This window comes from Streptomyces cyslabdanicus (genome assembly GCF_052663305.1).
Genome location: NZ_JBQRUW010000074.1, coordinates 1 through 16,334 on the forward strand (window position 1 = coordinate 1; position 16,334 = coordinate 16,334).

18 protein-coding genes and 1 pseudogene are annotated in these 16,334 nt (G+C 69.8%); 7 read left to right on the forward strand and 12 right to left on the reverse strand.

Features of this window, described 5'->3' with window-relative positions; translation table 11 throughout:
* The 7 genes from ACTYVM_RS35010 to ACTYVM_RS35040 all read right to left on the reverse strand — a co-directional run.
* Nucleotides 1-421 (reverse strand): hypothetical protein (locus tag ACTYVM_RS35010; RefSeq protein ID WP_445529821.1); only part of this gene is annotated, 421 nt, incomplete at its 3' end.
* Nucleotides 422-670: 249 nt separating this feature from the next.
* Nucleotides 671-1,246 (reverse strand): hypothetical protein, encoded by a 576-nt coding sequence (locus ACTYVM_RS35015; protein WP_445529822.1) that lies wholly within the window; start codon nt 1,244-1,246, stop codon nt 671-673.
* Nucleotides 1,247-2,008: 762 nt separating this feature from the next.
* Entirely contained in the window at nt 2,009-2,572 is a 564-nt protein-coding gene (locus ACTYVM_RS35020; protein ID WP_445529823.1) for a hypothetical protein, read from the reverse strand.
* A 725-nt stretch (nt 2,573-3,297) separates the two neighbouring features.
* Nucleotides 3,298-3,948, reverse strand: a complete 651-nt coding sequence (locus tag ACTYVM_RS35025) for an HAD family hydrolase (protein ID WP_445529824.1) — start codon at nt 3,946-3,948, stop codon at nt 3,298-3,300.
* 96 nt (nt 3,949-4,044) lie between these two features.
* Nucleotides 4,045-4,596, reverse strand: coding sequence for an EF-hand domain-containing protein (locus ACTYVM_RS35030; protein ID WP_510187053.1), 552 nt, complete (start codon nt 4,594-4,596; stop codon nt 4,045-4,047).
* Between the two features lie 69 nt (nt 4,597-4,665).
* A complete protein-coding gene (locus ACTYVM_RS35035; protein ID WP_445529826.1) occupies nt 4,666-5,868 on the reverse strand; it encodes a sodium:calcium antiporter in 1,203 nt (400 codons plus the stop codon).
* Nucleotides 5,869-6,125: 257 nt separating this feature from the next.
* A complete protein-coding gene (locus tag ACTYVM_RS35040) occupies nt 6,126-7,169 on the reverse strand; it encodes a zinc-dependent alcohol dehydrogenase family protein (RefSeq protein WP_445529873.1) in 1,044 nt (347 codons plus the stop codon).
* Nucleotides 7,170-7,403: 234 nt separating this feature from the next.
* Here ACTYVM_RS35040 and ACTYVM_RS35045 point away from each other — a divergent pair, with 234 nt between their 5' ends.
* The gene (locus ACTYVM_RS35045; protein ID WP_445529827.1) at nt 7,404-8,150 is read left to right on the forward strand and encodes an isocitrate lyase/PEP mutase family protein; all 747 of its coding nucleotides are present in this window, start codon (nt 7,404-7,406) and stop codon (nt 8,148-8,150) included.
* 37 nt (nt 8,151-8,187) lie between these two features.
* Here ACTYVM_RS35045 and ACTYVM_RS35050 read toward each other — a convergent pair whose 3' ends face one another.
* Nucleotides 8,188-8,601 (reverse strand): DUF4345 domain-containing protein, encoded by a 414-nt coding sequence (locus tag ACTYVM_RS35050; RefSeq protein WP_445529828.1) that lies wholly within the window; start codon nt 8,599-8,601, stop codon nt 8,188-8,190.
* 92 nt (nt 8,602-8,693) lie between these two features.
* On the opposite strand from ACTYVM_RS35050, the gene ACTYVM_RS35055 reads away from it, so the two are divergent.
* Nucleotides 8,694-9,332 (forward strand): TetR/AcrR family transcriptional regulator, encoded by a 639-nt coding sequence (locus ACTYVM_RS35055; RefSeq protein WP_445529829.1) that lies wholly within the window; start codon nt 8,694-8,696, stop codon nt 9,330-9,332.
* A 106-nt stretch (nt 9,333-9,438) separates the two neighbouring features.
* On the opposite strand, the gene ACTYVM_RS35060 is transcribed toward ACTYVM_RS35055, so the two are convergent.
* Both ACTYVM_RS35060 and eno read right to left on the reverse strand, forming a co-directional pair.
* Entirely contained in the window at nt 9,439-9,699 is a 261-nt protein-coding gene (locus ACTYVM_RS35060) for a hypothetical protein (protein ID WP_445529830.1), read from the reverse strand.
* A 233-nt stretch (nt 9,700-9,932) separates the two neighbouring features.
* Nucleotides 9,933-10,187: pseudogene (eno, locus tag ACTYVM_RS35065) on the reverse strand (phosphopyruvate hydratase); the annotation flags it as partial.
* 39 nt (nt 10,188-10,226) lie between these two features.
* Here eno and ACTYVM_RS35070 point away from each other — a divergent pair.
* The gene (locus ACTYVM_RS35070; RefSeq protein WP_445529874.1) at nt 10,227-10,481 is read left to right on the forward strand and encodes an SDR family oxidoreductase; all 255 of its coding nucleotides are present in this window, start codon (nt 10,227-10,229) and stop codon (nt 10,479-10,481) included.
* 34 nt (nt 10,482-10,515) lie between these two features.
* Nucleotides 10,516-10,866, forward strand: a complete 351-nt coding sequence (locus ACTYVM_RS35075; RefSeq protein ID WP_445529831.1) for a DoxX family protein — start codon at nt 10,516-10,518, stop codon at nt 10,864-10,866.
* Between the two features lie 176 nt (nt 10,867-11,042).
* Here ACTYVM_RS35075 and ACTYVM_RS35080 read toward each other — a convergent pair whose 3' ends face one another.
* Complete coding sequence (locus ACTYVM_RS35080; protein ID WP_445529832.1) at nt 11,043-11,729, reverse strand: gamma-glutamyl-gamma-aminobutyrate hydrolase family protein; 687 nt, start codon at nt 11,727-11,729, stop codon at nt 11,043-11,045.
* A gap of 151 nt (nt 11,730-11,880) precedes the next feature.
* Complete coding sequence (locus ACTYVM_RS35085; protein WP_445529833.1) at nt 11,881-12,624, reverse strand: FadR/GntR family transcriptional regulator; 744 nt, start codon at nt 12,622-12,624, stop codon at nt 11,881-11,883.
* Nucleotides 12,625-12,699: 75 nt separating this feature from the next.
* Between ACTYVM_RS35085 and ACTYVM_RS35090 the strand changes: the two genes are divergently transcribed.
* The 3 genes from ACTYVM_RS35090 to ACTYVM_RS35100 all read left to right on the forward strand — a co-directional run bounded on the left by ACTYVM_RS35090 (nt 12,700) and on the right by ACTYVM_RS35100 (nt 16,318).
* A complete protein-coding gene (locus ACTYVM_RS35090; RefSeq protein ID WP_445529834.1) occupies nt 12,700-14,064 on the forward strand; it encodes a glutamine synthetase family protein in 1,365 nt (454 codons plus the stop codon).
* Between the two features lie 64 nt (nt 14,065-14,128).
* On the forward strand, nt 14,129-15,526 hold the full coding sequence (locus ACTYVM_RS35095; RefSeq protein ID WP_445529875.1) for an aldehyde dehydrogenase family protein: 1,398 nt from the start codon (nt 14,129-14,131) through the stop codon (nt 15,524-15,526).
* 6 nt (nt 15,527-15,532) lie between these two features.
* Nucleotides 15,533-16,318 (forward strand): 3-oxoacyl-ACP reductase, encoded by a 786-nt coding sequence (locus ACTYVM_RS35100; RefSeq protein ID WP_445529835.1) that lies wholly within the window; start codon nt 15,533-15,535, stop codon nt 16,316-16,318.
* Nucleotides 16,319-16,334 lie beyond the last annotated feature (16 nt).

The following is a 16,334-nucleotide window of genomic DNA, read 5'->3' on the forward strand; positions in this document are numbered from 1 at the left end:
TGGTGGTGGTCCAGCTGTGGGTGAAGGCGACGGGGATGTCGAGGGCGAGGAAGTTCTTCCCGTCTTCTGTCCGGGCGCGTAGGTGGAGTCGGTGTCTGGCCACGGGTACTGTCCTGGGGATCTGCAGGTCCCAGGTCTGTTTCCAGGGGCCGGCGGGTGGGTGGGTGTCGCCGGAGAGGTGTGTGCCCATGTGTGCGAGCAGGTCGGGCAGCTTGTAGCTCTTGTCCAGTATTTTCATGGGGCCGATCTTCATGATGACCCTGCAGGTGACCTGGGTCAGGTCGACGGTCTCTTTGAGGTAGCTGTCCATTTCCCAGCGGACCGGGTGTCCGAGGCGCGGTAGCGCGGGGGTGCAGGTGATGTCGAGGATGTCCATGACGTAGTTGTCGTCGCTCGCGTCCTCCACCAGGCGATTGTTCATATCAGTCGTCCCGTGCTGTCTTGGGGTCCCTTTGAGGTGAACCGGTGAAGCAGGAGGGCGTCAGCGTGGGCAGTCCCTTGGCGCCTTCCGGCCGTTTTAGGATGGTGTGCGAGGCACGTGCACCGTCGGTACCGGTCAGGTGCGAGTGCCGCGTGCCCGGGTGCCTGAGTGCTCGGGGGTTCGAGGCCAGAACCCCGGCCCGATTACGGCGGGCCGGGGTTCTATATGGGTCGCATGGCGCGTCTGGGTTTAGAAGTCGTCGTCGTAGTCGCCGCCGCCGCCGTGGTGGCGCTTGACCACCCGGAAGCTACCGACCACTCCGTGCTTGACGTGGACGCCGCCCCTGACGTGCTCGACCCTGATGTTGGTGGCGTCGCTCCAGGGGCCGACGGTGGCGGCGGGGGAGCCGTTGTCGCAGGTCGCGCCGCGGAAGAACTCGACCCTGTGCCTGCTGTCGTTGCGGATGTTGAAGCTCGTGGAGCCGAGGCCGCTCACGACGGTGATGCAGCCGTCGGGGTGGGCGGAGTACTCGCGCTCGTTGATGTAGATCCGGCCGATCTCGTGGTGGCGCTTGCCGTAGCCGCCTTCGCCGCCTTCGCCGCCGCGGCCACCGCCGCCGCCCTCGTTGCCCTTGCCCTGTCCGCCCTGTCCGCCCTGTCCGCCCTCGCCGCCCATCGGGGCGTAGGCGGGAGCGGGGGCCTGCTTGACGACGGCCGGGGCCGCCTCGGGCGCGGGTGCGGCGGTGGCGTAGGTGATGCCGGTCACGACGAGCGCGGCGGCTGCGGCGGTGGCCGCGGTGACGGCCTTGGAACGGGTCATGATCATGGCGTCTTGCTCCTTCTCAGAGAGGCCGGCTTTGACAGCCGGTGTGTGATTGAACGTAATGACCACCCCCAGGGCTGTCATTTCGGGCGTATGGGAAGGGCCTGGGTCAGGGAGCCGAATGGGGGACCCGAAACACCCTCAGACCCGTTTTCTCGTGTGCTGACGGCACGTCAATCTGTCGCAAACGCTGGGCAGATTGATGAGGGATTAGGCCTTCAAGGTGATCTCTGATGCCTGATCACCCGTGCGGCAGCGGGTCGCCTGGAAATGCGGCACGAAGGACTCATCGAATTCCGGGATGGGGAGGGCTGTGGCTACGGGCCGGATCCCGGCAGTCCTGCCCCGTGAGGACACCGTTGCCTGTGCCGTCCGCAGTCCGGCGCGGACTGGGCCACCGTCCCGCAGGGGGCTGGGGCAGGGGCAGGGGTGAGAGTCGAAACTCGGGCCCATGACGCCCCCTCACCCCGCCGACGTCGACCTTCGGCAGCGGGCGTGCTCGCACGAGGCGCGGGCGGGCAGGGCCCGGGTCGATGACGGGGCGCTCGTTCCAGTACCCGCAGCCGCCGCGGGCTCACATGGGCAGCCCCTCGCCGTTCACCGCACCCTTCTTCGCCTCCCGCCTCTCGCCTTCAGCGCGGCATGAATGGCGGCCCCCATGCCATAAAGTGACGGTATGTCACTTGGTGACAGCCGGAACCCCGGCCCGATTGCGGCGGGCCGGGGTTCTGGATGGTTCGCGTGCTGCTGTTGATGTGTCCGGGTTCAGAAGTCGTCGTCGTTGTCGAAGCCGAAGTCGAAGTCGCCGCCGCCGCCGTGGTGGCGCTTGACCACCCGGAAGCTACCGACCACTCCGTGCTTGACGTGGACGCCGCCCCTGACGTGCTCGACCCTGACGTTGGTGGCGTCGCTCCAGGGGCCGACGGTGGCGACGGGGGCGCCGTTGTCGCAGGTCGCGCCGCGGAAGAACTCGACCCTGTGCTTGCTGTCGTTGCGGATGTTGAAGCTCGTGGAGCCCAGGCCGCTCACGACGGTGATGCAGCCGTCGGGGTGGGCGGAGTACTCGCGCTCGTTGATGTAGATCCGGCCGATCTCGTGGTGGCGCTTGCCGTGCTTGCCTTCGCCGCCTTCGCCGCCGCGGCCACCGCCGCCGCCCTCGTTGCCCTTGCCCTGTCCGCCCTCGCCGCCCATCGGCGCCTGGGCGGGTACCTGCTGGACGACGGCCGGGGCCGTCTCGGGCGCGGCGGCGGCGTAGGTGATGCCGGTCGCGGCCAGTGCGGAAGCGGCGGAGATGGCCGCGGTGATTGCGGTGGAACGGGTCATGATCATGGGCCTTGCTCCTCTCTCTGAGAGGCCGGCTGTGACAGCCGGCGTGTGATTGAACGTAATGAACACCCCCAGGGCTGTCATTTCGGGCATATCGGAAGGGCTGGTGCGGGGGAGCCGAATGGGGGACGCGGAAGGCCCGTGGGCCCGCCTCCTCAATTGCTGACGGCAAGTCAAACTTCTTTGTTTCTGGGGCAGATTGATGGGGGATTAGGCCTTCAAGGTGATCTCTGACGCGTGCTCACCCGTGCGGCAGCGGGTCGCCTGAAAGCGCCGGAGTGAAGGGCCCATCAGATACGAGTGCGGCCGGGTCACGGACGGGGTCCCGGCAACCGTGACCCGCCGGGACGCTGAGTCCGTGCCGTCAGCCGGCCGCGGTCCGGCGCGGATCGGGGCCACCGTCGCGGTGGTCAAGCAGGTGAGGGCCCGTAAGCCCGGGCCTGTCCGTGACGACCCCTCACCCCGCGGCCGACGGGCTCGTGCCCATTCGGGGGCGACGCACCGACGGCCCGGGCGGGGCCGGCCCCGCTGTCCGTATCAGCGTTCCGACTCAAGTCCGCTTGCCGGCCTTCGCTTGGGAGGCCGGGTCGGGCGGTATGGATTCGCTCCGCAATGAGGGGGCGATGGTTGGGTGCGCCATCCGCGGCCTGTTGGGCCGGGCATCCGCGAAGTGTCCGCAGAACGGGACTGGTTGAAGGTCTCCGCAGGGTCGAGGGGGTCGGCCCGGGTTACTGCTCGCTGATGAGCGTGGGCAGTCTGCGCATGTCGTCGAAGACGGTGGTGTCAGGGCCTTCAAGCCGTTCGGCCGGGGTGAGTCCGCCGACGTATCCGAAGGCGCGCATGCCGGCTGCGCGGGCGGCCCGGACACCGGGTTGGCTGTCCTCGATCACCACGCAGGCGGCGGGATCGACCCCCATCTGCCGGGCGGCATGCAGGAACAGGTCCGGGGCGGGCTTTCCGTGGGCGACGTCGGTGGCGCTGTAGATGCGGCCCGCGAACCGGTCGAAGAGTCCGGTGCGGCCCAGGGTGTGACGCATCTTGTCGTGAGAACCGCTGGAGGCCACGCAGGTCGGCAGGGTGATCGCGTCGAGTGCCTCGGGCAGCCCGTCGACAGCGGCGAGATCGGTGTCCACGGCCTCACGGTGCAGCTGCTCGAACCGTTCCGACCAGATCGCGGCGGTCTCCTGGCCGAGCCGGGCGGCAACCTGCTCGCGGATGGCGGCATGCGAGCGGCCGATGAACCGGTCGACGACCTCGTCCTCGGTGAGTGGCCAGCCCAGCTCCGCGCCGAGGGCGACCTGGACGCGGACGGCGATGCGTTCGCTGTCGACCAGCACGCCGTCACAGTCGAATATGACGAGTTCAATCGGCTTGATCATTCCGACAGCATAAGTGCTTGCCGGATCGTGCTGCTGTGCTGTTCCCGGGACGATCGCGATGAGCCGACCGGGTTCGCGGCGGACTGCCTGTGACGGTCAGACGTACCCGAAGAAGAGGCTTCCGGGTGAGTTCCGGTCGTTGGAGTAGAAGAACTCGTGTGCGGCCCGGATGAACTCCTGCCGGGAGATGCTGTTGTCGTCGTCGAGGTCGATCTTGTGGAAGATCTCGGTCGCGTCGGGCTGGGAGGTGTCCCAGACTGTTTTCAGGAAGTTCTCGAACTCTTCCTTGCTGACCTCGTTGTCGTCGTCGAGATCCATGCAGTCGAAGATCGCGTGGCCGCAGCCGGCGATGATGTTGAGTCGGCTGGTGTCGATGCTCGCACGGCGGTTGGCCTCGACGAACTCGTCCTTGGAGAGTCGCTGCCTGCTTGGTTGCGCGTGGCGGAGCAGTTCCTGCCAGTACATCTGGTAGAAGGCGTGGATTCCCCCGGCTCGTGGATCGTTCTTTCCGAGGTCGAGGGTGCTGAAGTATCGGTCGAGTAGCTCCTGGTAGTCCGACCAGTCCACGTAGCCGTCCTTGTCGGCGTCCCTCATGTCGAACGCACGTTCAAGCTTGAGCTGGACCGATTTTGGTGCCGTAGAGGCCATGGTGTGGTTCTTCCCGGTGGTGAGTTCAAGTGGGATGCCGCGCGAGCCGTATGCCGGTCAGTGCAGACGCTACAACGACTCAACACCGGAGCGTGACATGTCGGTCACTGTGTGTCCCCTCGGGTCTGCCGCGGGGGTGCCCGGGACCGCGGGTGCCTGGATGCCCGGTCGCCGTGCGTCGTCGTCGGAACCTGGGGCGTCGTCGACGGGAACCAGCCCGAACACGGAGAAGCTGATGGCCCAGTAGGCGATGTAGCCCACCAGCAGGACCACGCCGTGCCAGCGCCTCAGGTGCCCGGTGAGAAGCGCGTATGCGGCGAACCCGTTGATCATCACGAGGGCCGGCAGGTGCCAGCTGAAGATCTCCGGGGTGATCACGAGCGTGCCGCCGGCCAGGACGATGATGCCCACCTTCGCGGTCACCGAGAACACGACGCTGCCGATGACGTTGCCGACACCGATCGCTGGTGCGCCCCGCCGGGCCGGCTCCGCGGTCAGGAAGATGTCCTCAAGGGAAAGCACCAGCGTTGCGATCGTCGCCCCGAAGACAGTGCCGCTGACTGCGAAGTTCTCCAGGATGCCCTCGGTGCCCTTCGTCATGATCCAGGCGCCCATGACGATACCGATCAACGCGAGGACCGCCAGCAGGAACAGTGCCCACCCCGGCCGGTTGTTCGACTTCGCCGCACCGACCTGGCCGGTCTCGTAGAGGTCGCCGATGCCACGGTCCCGGTCCCCGGTCCCACCGGCCCCGGCCTTGGCGGCGGCGGCGACGCCGACGAGGTCGGGACTCTCCACGGCTTCGAGCACTTCCGCGCTCCGGAACGTCGGCACCGCGCGACGGGACTCGCGGTAGGCGATGTAGGCGACGAACAGAACGAACAGCAGGACGAGACCGATCGCGAAGACGGTGCCCAGCTCGCCGAGCACGGCGGGCCCGATCAGGACCAAGGGAGCGATCGCGAACAACGCGATGTAGTCCTGCGGGATCTCCACGCGGCAGGGCGCGACGAGGGCGGCGATCGCGAGGACCAGGCCCGACAGCGAGATGACGGTTCCGAAGACGACGCCGAGCGCGACGTCTTCGAGGCCCTCGACGTTGAGCACCACACCGAAGGCAAGGTCGTCGAACTCGATCCCGGTGAACACGATGGCCAGCAGGAAGAGCGAGATCGCCAGGCCGCGTGCGGCGCCGACGAGATAGGTGATCAGCTTCTCGGCGCTGTAGATCAGCAGCGCCACTCCGGCGGTGAAGATGAGGATGGACGTCATCCGATTGCTCCCCCTTGAGCAGAACGGACTGGCCAGGCCCCCCGGGGCCTGGCCAGTGACAGCCAATCGGAAGCTAGCAGGGATCAGGACGAGTCACAGCGGGGCGCACTGGAGCAAACCGGCCCCAGGGAGTGCGCCACCTGTCCCTGCGCCCGCACCGTGTGGCGGGTGTCCTCGGCGATGAGGTCCGCGTCCGGCGCACCTGCGGCCGGGGGACCGGAGCGGCGGCGCGGCGCAGCCGGGCACCGGCGTGCTCTTCAGCGCAGGGACAGGAGGATCTTCCCCGCGCGGCCCCGAGCGGCGTCGGCCTCCAGAGCGCGGCGGACATCGGGCAGATCATGGACGGCGGCAACGGCGGTGGCCGCCACCCCGTCGGCCACCAGGCGGAAAGCCCCGTGCATGGCGAGGCCGAGCTGCTCCCTGTCGACGGCGTGAACCCAGTCGCGAAGCCGGAACAGGATCAGGTTCACATCCGGGCGTCGCGTCCGCAGGTCGGCCGGCAGGGGTTCGCCCGACAGCAGCCCGTAGTGGACGAGCGTGCCCTGCGGAGCGAGAAGAGCAGCCAGCTCGGCGCCCAGGCTTCCGCCCACCGCGTCCAGCACGACATCGTGGCCTCGCGGCCCGGTCCGCTCACGCAGCCGGGTTCGCCACCCCGCGTCAGCGGTACACAGGACGGCCTCCTGCTCCAACTCAGGTACAACAGAGGCGAGTTGCTCCCGTCCGCGTGGGTGGCGCACCAGTGCCACGACACGGTTGCCCGCCTGGTTCAGCATCCGTACCAGCATGAGGCCGATGGCCGATGCCGCCGCGTCGACCACCACGGTCGTCCCCTCACCCGGGGGAACATGCGCCTGGACCATCCTGTGGGCGGTGAGCGGATTGATGTAGGCGCAGGCGGCCTGCTCGTCGGTCAGCCAGTCGGGCACGGGCACGCACCAGGCGGCGTCTGTGGTCTTGACCTGCTGCCAGGCTCCCGCGCTGCCGAGTGGCAGCACGCGCCGGCCGGGCGCCAGGCCGACCACTCCGGCTCCCACCTGCTCGACGACTCCGACGCCCTCGAACCCGGGCACCATGGGCAGCGAGGTCCGCGAGGCATAGGCGCCCGCGATCGGCACCAAGTCAGAAGGGTTCACGCTCGCCAGCAGCATCCCTACCCGGACCTGCCCCGCTGTGGGGGCCGGTGGCACGTACTCCTCGGTCTCCACGACTTCCGCAGCACGGCCGAACCGGCGGACGATCGTTCGCAGCACCGTGCTGTCCTCGCGTTCTCGACTACATGGGGGGCTGGCAGACCGGCACACGCCCGTAGCCTTCGGCAGCGTAACCGACACGCGGGGGCGCCGGCCCGCCACCTCGGCCGCCGTGAGCGACATCGTTCAAGCCGTCGCAGGCCTGCTCCTCCTGTCAGTAGACGTATCCGCTCGTGATCAGTCCGTTGGTTCCGCCCTGGCAAGTCTTCAGCGGTTTCGGAGAAGGGGGCCGCGCACCACCCGTACGCTGGACGGCATGATCGCAACGAAGTGCGAGGCCGCGCGATGACCAAGGCTGCTCTCTTCCGCGCGCTCCATCAGGACCGTGCGCCCGCTGATCCGCTCGTGCTTCCGGGTCCGTGGGACGCGGCGAGCGCTCGCCTCTTCACGGAGGCCGGGTTCCCTGCGCTGGCCGTGCCCAGTGCCGGCGTCGCCGCCTCACTCGGCTACGCGGACGGGGAGACCCCGGCGCAGGAGATGTTCGCCGCGGTCGCCCGGATCGTACGGGCCGTGGACGTGCCGGTCTCCGCGGACCTGGAGGGCGGCTACGGACTCGCGCCCCGCGAACTCGTCGGCCGTCTCCTGGACACCGGCGCGGTCGGCTGCAACCTCGAGGACTCCGAGGGCGGCGTGCTCAAGGATCCGCGTGCGCATGCGGACTGGCTCGCCGAGGTACGGGACGCGGCCGGCGGCGCCGTCTTCCTCAACGCGCGGGTCGACACCTTCGCCCGCGGCGTCTTTGACCCCGCCGAAGCGATCTCACGCGCCTCCCTCTACATCGCCGCAGGCGCCGACTGCGTCTACCCGATCGGCGCCCGGCCCGACGCCCTGCCTCACCTGCGCGCCGCGCTTCCGGGCCCTCTCAACGCCCTCGCCCGCTACGAAGGCACCGGCCCCACCCCCGCCCCCGCCGAACTGGGCGCACTCGGCGCGACCCGAGTGACATTCGGCCCATGGCTGCAGCGCGGCGCGATGGAGCTGGTGCGGGGGATGGCGGAGGAACTGGCGCTCCAGGGAGCCGCCCGCGGGTAGCGTCCGGGGCAGTGGCGGGAATGGCGCGGCATCGCGTTCACCGCCCGGCGGGCACGGTCTCCGGGCTGCCGCGCAGAGCTCGTTCCTCCGCGTCGGCCAGCCAGAAGAAGACGGGTGGCAGGCCGAGTTCGATCGCCGCCAGCGGAATCTGGAACCATTGCGGCCAGCCGTGAAGGGCGAGCGAGAGCAGCCGCCCCGCGCCACCCAGCAGGAAGACGCCGGCCAGCCATCGCACCGCCCGGGCCGGGACGGGCCGCTGCCGAGCCGCCCAGAGCCAGGCCAGCCCATAGCCGACGAAGCTCGCCCCCATGAAGCGGCCCCAGCTGTCGACCGTGGTTCCGGCGGAACCCGCGCCGGGGATCGCCGCGTTGCCGAGTAACACATGAAAGACACCGATCAGCACGCAGGCCCAGCCCATCAGCTGTGTGAGCGCGCGCAACGCCCTTGCCATGCTCCCTCCCAACCCATTGCGGTGGAGCCCTAGTTGACATGCGTCTACTAGACTCCGCGCGTATGTGGACACATGTCAAGTAGTCTGAGTTCGTGCCTCCCCGCCAGCGACTCAGCCCCGCCGACCGCCATGCCCAGCTCCTTGCCGTCGGGGCGCGGCTGTTCGCCCAACACCCTTACGACGACGTGTTGATGGAGGAAGTCGCCCAGGAGGCCGGCGTCTCCCGAGCCCTGCTCTACCGCCACTTCCCCAGCAAGCACGCTCTCTTCGCGGCCGTCTACCAACAGGCGGCGGACCACCTGCTCGTCGACACCCGGCTCGACCCGGCCGACTCCCTGGTGGAGCAGCTCGTCCAAGGTATGGACGTCCACCTCGACTACTTCGTGGCCAACCGCAACGCCGTCCTCGCCGCGAACCGGGTTCTCGCGGGCGACCCGGTGATTCAGTCGATCATGACGAACGAGCTGGACGCACTCCGTACGCGGCTGCTGGCCGTACTCCCGCTCGCACACGACAGCGCCCGCGAGGCCGTCTCCGCTGTCCTGAAGAGCTGGCTGGTCTTTGTCCGGGTCCTCTGCGTCGACTGGCTCACCCACGAGACCTGCACCCGCACGCAACTCCGCGACAGCTGCATCGGCGCGCTTCTCGGCGCTCTGCGGCCCTTGCTCGCCGGCGACCCCACCCACGAGTGGCCGCCACACTTCGCAGGCGTCGAGCCAGAACCGCGGTAGTGACATCTCCCGTCACGGGCCGGCCTCCGGCACGCCTTCGTGGGGCGTGGCCGGAGGCCGGTCGGTTCGCCGTCGCTCCTGTCTGTGGGCGTCGGCGGTTGTGGGATCAGCGGCGGCAGTCCCGGTGGGCGGGGTGCCAGACGCGGCTCCAGTAACCGGCGTGCCGGTGGTGGTGACGGTCCCGGTATGCCGGGTGCCACACTCGTGACCAGTAGCCCGCCTTCTGCACGCAGTGGTGCGACGCCACCGGCGGCCGGTGGTGCTGCGGAGCGGCCGACGCGGTGCCGACCGTGCCGACGACCGCGCCGGTGGCCAGGGCCACGGTCGCCGCTCCCAGGGCCGCAGCCTTTTTCAACCCGTTGATCATGATCAGGCCTCTCTGTGAGAGTCGGGGCTGACGCCCCGCCACGTTCCGGACGGTTCGTCCGGAGACGCACTGATCCTCCACCGAGCGACACTCGCACATGCCGAAAAACACTGACTGTTACGAAATGCCAATGGATTTCTCATTTGGCTCAAATATTCATATGTATGAGTCAGTCCTGGCAGCCGACCTGGCTCTCCGTGGTGCCGGTGCCGGAGTCGGTGCCTGTTTCGGTGTCAGCGGCGCAGTCCCAGGTCCGCGGCGCCCGCATATCGGGCCTGCATGCCCAACTCCTCCTCGATCCGGACGAGTTGGTTGTACTTGACGGTGCGGTCGACACGGGAGAGTGAGCCGGACTTGATCTGGCCGCAGCCGGTGGCGACGGCGAGGTCGGCGATCGTGGTGTCCTCGGTCTCGCCGGAGCGGTGGGACATGACGACGTGTAGCCGGCGCGGTGGGCGGTCGCGACGCGTGGCCAGGGTCTCGGTAAGGGGCCGAGCCCGCCGCCAGGCACGGTCCTGCACGACGGCATCCGGGTCGTCGGCGTCAGCCCCGGCCCCGTCGACACCGAGCGCATCGTGTCGCTGCTCAGGAGCTTCGCCCAGGCGCGGCTGGGCGATGCCGACCGCTGCACCGAACTCACCGCCCGACTCCCGCGCGGCCGCGCCGCCGGCACCCGCCAGATCGCCGACACCATCGCCTTCCTCGCCTCGGGCCGCTCCGCATACACCAGCGGCGCCGTCCTGACCGTGGACGGCGGCATGTCCGCGGCTGCCTCGCTGTGACCCTCTGTCGTGCCACCCCAAGGAGGCAGTTGTCGTGCACTACACATTCGTCGGTCTCTCGGTGGCTCTGGCGGCGGTGTTCCTCACCACCGGCTCGGCCAAGATCCTCCGCGCGCGGTGGATGGCCGTTGCCGCCGACCGCCTCGGCTACACCGTTACGACGTTCCAGGCCATCGGCTCCCTGGAGGTCGCCGCGGCGGCCGGACTGCTGGTCGGGCTCGCCCGGGCCCCGCTGAGCACGGCCGCGGCCGTCGGACTCGTCGCGTTGCTCGTCGGCGCGGTACTGGCGCACCGGCGCGCCGGCGACGCGACACGGGCCCTCGTCCCCCCGGCCTGGCTCGCGCTCGTGTCGGCCGCCACCAAGGTCGTCGGCGTCGTGCGGTGAAGGCGCCACAATCCGGCCCACCCGGCTGCCGAACCGGCGTCCGCCTGCCGACTGGGAGCCCGTCCGCGCCCTCAGCGCAGCAGGTCGTAGGGTGCCGGGCCGACATCGTCCCGGCGTGCCCGTGCCCGTGCCCACCGCGCCGCGCCGGAACCAGGGGCTGACCCCGGCACCCGGATTCAGCCCCCCGACGCGGCGCGCACCAGTGCGGCCATCACCCGTACGTCCTCGCCCATCTCCGGGTGCCACTGCACGCCCAGCGCGAAAGGGTCGCCGGGCAGTTCGACCGCCTCCACCGTGCCGTCCGCCGCATGGGCCGAGGCGCGCAGACCCTCGCCCAGGCGGGCCACCGCCTGGTGGTGGTACGTCGGGACGTACGTCTGCTCCGGCACCACGGTCGCGTACCGCGTGCCCGCCACGGGGGTCACCGGGTGGGTGCCGAAGACGCCGACGTCCTCGGCGTGGCCGTCGATGTGCTGGACGAGGGTGCCGCCGAGCGCGACGTTCAGCAGTTGCATGCCCCGGCAGATGCCGAGCAGCGGCGTTTCCGAGTCCAACGCCGCCCGGATCAGGGCGAGTTCCCAGGCGTCACGCTCCCGCGCGGGCGGCCCGGTGCGCGGCTCGCGCACGACGCCGTAGCGCTCCGGCTCGACGTCCGGGCCGCCCGCGACGACCAGCCCGTCGAGGCGGGCGATCACCGACGCCGTGTGGGAGGGATCGTCCGGCGGCAGCATGGCCGCGAGCCCGCCCGCGGCCTGCACCAGCCGCGGGTACCCGGCGGGCAGCAGCGCCGCGGGCAGTTCCCAGACTCCCCAGGACGCCCGGGATTCCAGATAGGTGCTGACGCCGATGAGCGGCTTGCCCACTGTGTGCTCCTTCACGGTTCCCGGCCGGGCTCCCACTCGGCTTCCGTCACGGCGAGCGCTGCGAGGCACTCCATGGACCGGATTCATACCTTTGTGTCGGCGGTGCCAGGAAATCAAGACCCGTGCGCGCCGTCGCCGTGAACCGCCCCGCTCACGTCAGGAAGCCGCGCAGCAACGCGGCCGTGCCGGCACAGTGCTCCCGCATCATCTCCCGCGCGCCGTCGGCGTCCCCGTCGAGCACGGCCTCGACCAGGGCGGTGTGCTGGCGCTGTGAGTGCTCCAGGTTCCGCACCAGCAACGGGATGCAGTCCAGCAGGTCGTTCACGGTCGCGCGCACGGCCGCGTACTGCGCGGTGAGCGTCGGCGACCCGGACAGCTCGGCGAGTGTGAGGTGCAGGAGCGTGTCGAGCCGGCGGTACTCGGTGAGCGGCGCGTCGTGGGTGCGGGCGAGCGCGTCCCGCAGCCGCTCCGCCTGCTCGTCGGAGAGCCCGTGCGTCGCGCACAGACCGGCCGAGCCCACTTCCAGCACCTCCCGGAACCGCAGGACGTCCTCGACGTCGACCTCGTCGATGCGGCGGCGCAGCTCGTTCTCGTCGGGGGCGGCCGCCCTCGGCAGGACGAACGTTCCGCCGTAGCGGCCGCGCCGGGACTCCACCAGACCCTGGTCCTGGAGGACCTTCAGCACCTCGCGCAGCGTCACCCGGCTGATGCCGAGCCGGTCCGCGAGCTCCCGCTCCGACGGCAGCCGCTCGCCGCAGGGCACCAGGCCCAGCCGTACGACCTGGAGTATCTGTTCAAGAGCCTCCTCGAAACCGTTCCCCGCCCGCACCGGCCGCAGCACCGGAGAGAGCCGGTCGTCCGTGAAGGCACCCTCGCTCGCGTCCGTCTGCGACATCAGGCCGCACCCCTTCCCAAGCAATGGTTTCCAGAAATACCTTATAGGCCTCGGCTGACCGAAGGAGGCTATCCCGTGGCAGACCGCACACCCCCGCTCAGTGTCGAGGAGCTTCGCGCCCTCGTCGCGAGCGGCGAGATCGACACTGTTGTCCTGGCCTTCCCCGACATGCAAGGGCGGCTCCAGGGCAAGCGGTTCGCCGCGCGCTTCTTCCTTGACGAAGTCCTCCAGCACGGCACGGAGTGCTGCAACTACCTCCTCGCCGTCGACGTGGAGATGAACACGGTCGAAGGCTACGAGATGTCCTCCTGGGACCGCGGCTACGGCGATTTCGCCATGCTCCCCGACCTGGCCACCCTGCGTCGGGTGCCCTGGCACCGGGCCACCGCGATGGTGATGGCGGACCTCGCATGGGAGGACGGATCACCGGTCGCGGCCGCGCCCCGGCAGATCCTGCGCCGCCAGCTCGAACGGCTCGCCGCGCTCGGCTACACGGCCCACGTCGGGACGGAGCTCGAGTTCATCGTCTTCAAGGACTCGTACGAACAGGCCTGGGACGCCGGGTACCGGGGCCTCACCCCGGCCAACCAGTACAACGTCGACTACTCGGTCCTCGGCACCGGCCGCATCGAGCCGCTGCTGCACCGCATCTGCAACGAGATGAGCGCGGCGGGCCTGACCGTCGAGTCCGCGAAGGGCGAGTGCAACCCCGGCCAGCACGAGATCGTGTTCCGCTACGACGAAGCCCTGGTCACCTGCGACCAGCACGCCGTCTACAAGACCGGCGCCAAGGAGATCGCCGCACAGGAGGGCTACGCCCTCACCTTCATGGCGAAGTACAACGAGCGCGAGGGGAACTCCTGCCACATCCACCTCTCCCTCGCCGACGCGGACGGCGCCAGCGCCATGGCCGGGGACGGGCCCGGCGGCATGTCCCAGGTGATGCGGCACTTCCTCGCCGGCCAGTTGGCCGCGCTGCGCGAATTCTCCCTCCTGTACGGCCCCCACATCAACTCCTACAAGCGTTTCCAGCCCGGCTCCTTCGCGCCGACCGCCGTCGCCTGGGGATACGACAACCGCACCTGCGCGCTGCGCGTCGTCGGCCACGGCCGTTCGCTGCGCTTCGAGAACCGGCTGCCCGGCGGCGACGTCAACCCGCACCTCGCGGTCGCGGGTCTGATCGCCGCCGGTCTCCACGGTGTCGAGCAGCGCCTGGAGCTGCCCGACGCATGTGCGGGCAACGCCTACGCCTCCCGCTACGAACGCGTCCCCACCACCCTGCGCGAGGCCGCCGAGCTCTGGGAGAACAGCCCGATCGCCAAGGCCGCCTTCGGTGACGACGTCGTCGCGCACTACCGCAACATGGCCCGCGTCGAACTCGACGCCTTCGACGCTGCGGTGACCGACTGGGAGCTCCGCCGCTCCTTCGAGCGCATGTGAGGCCCTCTTGTCGTACGAGCGCGAGCACCACGAGCACCATGAGGACCACGAGGACCACGAGGACATGGACACGTACGTGCACGAGCACCAGGTACTGAACCCGGCGACGGAGGAAGTCGTCGCGACCGTCTCCGCCGCCACGCGCGAGGACGTCGACGCGGCCGTCACCCGCGCGGCTCAGGCCCAGACCCGCTGGGCCGCCCTCGCGCCCGCCGACCGGGCCAGGCTGCTGCGCCGCTTCGCCGCCACCGTCGACGAACACCTGGAAGAACTGGCGCGGTTGGAGGTGCGCGAGGCCGGCCACGTCATCGGCAACGCGCGCTGGGAGGCGGGAAACGCCCGCGATCTGCTCGACTTCGCCGCCGGGGGAGTGGAACGTCTGTCCGGCCGCCAGATCCCCGTCCCCGGCGGACTCGACATCACGATTCTTGAACCCCTCGGGGTGGTCGGTGTCATCGCGCCGTGGAACTTCCCGATGCCGATCGCCGCGTGGGGGACCGCACCGGCCCTCGCGGCCGGCAACGCGGTCCTCCTCAAACCCGCGGAGACGACCCCGCTGACCGCCCTCCGGCTCGCCGAACTCGCCCTGGAGTCAGGCCTTCCGGAGCATCTCTTCCAGGTGCTGCCCGGCGCGGGCGCCGTGGCGGGCGACGCACTCGTCGAGCACCCCGGCGTCGCCAAGATCGTGTTCACGGGATCCACCCGCGTCGGCAAGGCGATCATGACCAAGTGTGCCGCGCGCGTGAAGCGCGTGACCCTCGAACTCGGCGGTAAGAGCCCCAACATCGTCTTCGCCGACGCCGACATCGAGGCCGCCGCCGCTGCCGCGCCCATGTCGTTCCTCGACAACGCGGGGCAGGACTGCTGCGCCCGCACCCGCATCCTCGTCCAGCGCTCGGTCTACGACCGCTTCCTGGACCTGCTCACGCCCGGCATCGAGTCCGTCGTCGTCGGCGACCCGGACGACGAGCGCACCCAGATGGGCCCACTGATCTCGAAGGTCCAGCTGGAGCGCGTACGGTCGTATGTCTCCGACGACCTGAAGACGATCCGCGGCAACGCGCCTGAAGGGCCCGGCTTCTGGTTCCCCCCGACCGTCGTCACCGACGTCGACCCGGACGCGTCCGTCGCCGCCGAAGAGGTCTTCGGCCCGGTCGCCGTCGTTCTGCCCTTCGAGGACGAGGCCGACGCGGTACGGCTCGCCAACGCGACCGAGTACGGCCTGTCCGGGTCGATCTGGACGCGGGACGTGGGCCGTGCGCTGCGCGTGTCCGGCGCCGTCGCGGCCGGCAACCTCTCCGTCAACTCCCACTCCAGCGTTCGCTACTGGACCCCGTTCGGCGGCTACAAGCAGTCGGGGCTCGGCCGCGAACTCGGCCCGGACGCGCTCGCCGCTTTCACCGAGACCAAGAACGTCTTCATCAGCAACGGTGCCACCGGCACGACCCCCACGGAGGGCTGAGCACTCATGACCGACACCAGCACCGTCTGCCGCCGCCTCGTCGGCCGCAGCGCCGTCATCACCGGCGCGGGCAGCGGCATCGGCTTCGCCACCGCGCGCCGCCTCGCCTCCGAGGGGGCGAACGTCGTCTGCGGTGACATCGACGACAGCGCGGGCAAGGCCGCCGCCGAGGCGGTCGGGGGCACCTTCGTGAAGGTGGACGTGACCGACGCCGAGCAGGTCGAGGCGCTGTTCAGGACCGCGTTCGACACCTACGGCTCCGTCGACATCGCCTTCAACAACGCGGGCATCTCGCCGCCGGACGACGACTCGATCCTGGAGACCGGCCTGGACGCCTGGAAGCGGGTCCAGGAGACCAACCTGACCTCGGTGTACCTGTGCTGCAAGGCCGCCATCCCCTACATGCGGCGACAAGGCCGCGGTTCCATCATCAACACCGCGTCGTTCGTGGCCATCATGGGCGCCGCCACCTCGCAGATCTCCTACACCGCGTCCAAGGGCGGCGTGCTCGCCATGTCGCGCGAGCTGGGCGTGCAGTTCGCCCGCGAGGGCATCCGCGTCAACGCACTCTGCCCGGGGCCCGTCAACACCCCGCTCCTCCAAGAGCTGTTCGCGAAGGACCCGGAGCGCGCGGCGCGACGCCTCGTGCACATTCCGGTGGGGCGGTTCGCGGAGGCCGACGAAATCGCGGCCGCGGTCGCGTTCCTCGCGAGCGACGACTCGTCCTTCGTCAACGCCACCGACTTCCTCGTCGACGGCGGGATCTCCGGCGCGTACGTCACGCCGCTGTAGTCCCTCCCTCCGGCCA

Coding starts and splice junctions, on each gene's coding strand:
- ACTYVM_RS35050 (WP_445529828.1), bottom strand. CDS start 8,601: ATGGCAAGGGCGTTGCGCGCGCTCACACAGCTGATGGGCTGGGCCTGC.
- ACTYVM_RS35025 (WP_445529824.1), bottom strand. CDS start 3,948: ATGATCAAGCCGATTGAACTCGTCATATTCGACTGTGACGGCGTGCTG.
- ACTYVM_RS35035 (WP_445529826.1), bottom strand. CDS start 5,868: ATGACGTCCATCCTCATCTTCACCGCCGGAGTGGCGCTGCTGATCTAC.
- ACTYVM_RS35100 (WP_445529835.1), top strand. CDS start 15,533: ATGACCGACACCAGCACCGTCTGCCGCCGCCTCGTCGGCCGCAGCGCC.
- ACTYVM_RS35095 (WP_445529875.1), top strand. CDS start 14,129: ATGGACACGTACGTGCACGAGCACCAGGTACTGAACCCGGCGACGGAG.
- ACTYVM_RS35045 (WP_445529827.1), top strand. CDS start 7,404: ATGACCAAGGCTGCTCTCTTCCGCGCGCTCCATCAGGACCGTGCGCCC.
- ACTYVM_RS35015 (WP_445529822.1), bottom strand. CDS start 1,246: ATGATCATGACCCGTTCCAAGGCCGTCACCGCGGCCACCGCCGCAGCC.
- ACTYVM_RS35085 (WP_445529833.1), bottom strand. CDS start 12,624: ATGTCGCAGACGGACGCGAGCGAGGGTGCCTTCACGGACGACCGGCTC.
- ACTYVM_RS35020 (WP_445529823.1), bottom strand. CDS start 2,572: ATGATCATGACCCGTTCCACCGCAATCACCGCGGCCATCTCCGCCGCT.
- ACTYVM_RS35030 (WP_510187053.1), bottom strand. CDS start 4,596: ATGGCCTCTACGGCACCAAAATCGGTCCAGCTCAAGCTTGAACGTGCG.
- ACTYVM_RS35060 (WP_445529830.1), bottom strand. CDS start 9,699: ATGATCAACGGGTTGAAAAAGGCTGCGGCCCTGGGAGCGGCGACCGTG.